The sequence below is a fragment of the Acinetobacter sp. F-1 genome (assembly GCF_022869025.1).
In the GTDB taxonomy this organism is placed as follows: Bacteria; Pseudomonadota; Gammaproteobacteria; order Pseudomonadales; family Moraxellaceae; genus Acinetobacter; species Acinetobacter pseudolwoffii.
Genome location: NZ_JAJKFX010000029.1, coordinates 1 through 1,976 on the forward strand (window position 1 = coordinate 1; position 1,976 = coordinate 1,976).

General features: G+C 50.1%; 2 tRNA genes and 1 rRNA gene. All 3 read left to right on the forward strand.

Annotated elements, in window-relative coordinates:
* The first annotated feature begins 152 nt into the window (after positions 1-152).
* The 3 genes from LOZ91_RS14515 (at position 153) to LOZ91_RS14525 (ending at position 1,975) form a co-directional block, all read left to right on the forward strand.
* Positions 153-1,690 (forward strand): 16S ribosomal RNA (locus LOZ91_RS14515).
* A gap of 61 nt (positions 1,691-1,751) precedes the next feature.
* Positions 1,752-1,828, forward strand: a tRNA-Ile gene (locus tag LOZ91_RS14520).
* 71 nt (positions 1,829-1,899) lie between these two features.
* A tRNA-Ala gene (locus LOZ91_RS14525) sits at positions 1,900-1,975 on the forward strand.
* Position 1,976 lies beyond the last annotated feature (1 nt).

The following is a 1,976-nucleotide window of genomic DNA, read 5'->3' on the forward strand; positions in this document are numbered from 1 at the left end:
TTATGAAGAACAACTTGTGTGGATTTTTACTGGTTGATCGATCGAAATTATTTTCATTGATTGATGGTAGAAATTACTCGAAGTTTATTTGAGAAATATTTGTCAGAAAATTGATGAGCCAAGATTGGTGTCCTTTAGGCACTACTGATTTTAAACTGAAGAGTTTGATCATGGCTCAGATTGAACGCTGGCGGCAGGCTTAACACATGCAAGTCGAGCGGATGAAAGTAGCTTGCTACTGGATTCAGCGGCGGACGGGTGAGTAATGCTTAGGAATCTGCCTATTAGTGGGGGACAACATCTCGAAAGGGATGCTAATACCGCATACGTCCTACGGGAGAAAGCAGGGGATCTTCGGACCTTGCGCTAATAGATGAGCCTAAGTCGGATTAGCTAGTTGGTGGGGTAAAGGCCTACCAAGGCGACGATCTGTAGCGGGTCTGAGAGGATGATCCGCCACACTGGGACTGAGACACGGCCCAGACTCCTACGGGAGGCAGCAGTGGGGAATATTGGACAATGGGGGGAACCCTGATCCAGCCATGCCGCGTGTGTGAAGAAGGCCTTTTGGTTGTAAAGCACTTTAAGCGAGGAGGAGGAGCTCTTGGTTAATACCCAAGATGCTTGGACGTTACTCGCAGAATAAGCACCGGCTAACTCTGTGCCAGCAGCCGCGGTAATACAGAGGGTGCAAGCGTTAATCGGATTTACTGGGCGTAAAGCGCGCGTAGGTGGCCAATTAAGTCAAATGTGAAATCCCCGAGCTTAACTTGGGAATTGCATTCGATACTGGTTGGCTAGAGTATGGGAGAGGATGGTAGAATTCCAGGTGTAGCGGTGAAATGCGTAGAGATCTGGAGGAATACCGATGGCGAAGGCAGCCATCTGGCCTAATACTGACACTGAGGTGCGAAAGCATGGGGAGCAAACAGGATTAGATACCCTGGTAGTCCATGCCGTAAACGATGTCTACTAGCCGTTGGGGCCTTTGAGGCTTTAGTGGCGCAGCTAACGCGATAAGTAGACCGCCTGGGGAGTACGGTCGCAAGACTAAAACTCAAATGAATTGACGGGGGCCCGCACAAGCGGTGGAGCATGTGGTTTAATTCGATGCAACGCGAAGAACCTTACCTGGTCTTGACATAGTAAGAACTTTCCAGAGATGGATTGGTGCCTTCGGGAACTTACATACAGGTGCTGCATGGCTGTCGTCAGCTCGTGTCGTGAGATGTTGGGTTAAGTCCCGCAACGAGCGCAACCCTTTTCCTTATTTGCCAGCGGGTTAAGCCGGGAACTTTAAGGATACTGCCAGTGACAAACTGGAGGAAGGCGGGGACGACGTCAAGTCATCATGGCCCTTACGACCAGGGCTACACACGTGCTACAATGGTCGGTACAAAGGGTTGCTACCTAGCGATAGGATGCTAATCTCAAAAAGCCGATCGTAGTCCGGATTGGAGTCTGCAACTCGACTCCATGAAGTCGGAATCGCTAGTAATCGCGGATCAGAATGCCGCGGTGAATACGTTCCCGGGCCTTGTACACACCGCCCGTCACACCATGGGAGTTTGTTGCACCAGAAGTAGGTAGTCTAACCGCAAGGAGGACGCTTACCACGGTGTGGCCGATGACTGGGGTGAAGTCGTAACAAGGTAGCCGTAGGGGAACCTGCGGCTGGATCACCTCCTTAACGAAAGATTGACGATTGGTAAGAATCCACAACAAGTTGTTCTTCATAAAGATGTATCTGAGGGTCTGTAGCTCAGTTGGTTAGAGCACACGCTTGATAAGCGTGGGGTCACAAGTTCAAGTCTTGTCAGACCCACCAAATCTGACTAACGAAGCATGCAAGTGCTGAAGCAAACAGAACAGAACGATACATTGACTTATTGATAAGCTGGGGACTTAGCTTAGTTGGTAGAGCGCCTGCTTTGCACGCAGGAGGTCAGGAGTTCGACTCTCCTAGTCTCCACCAT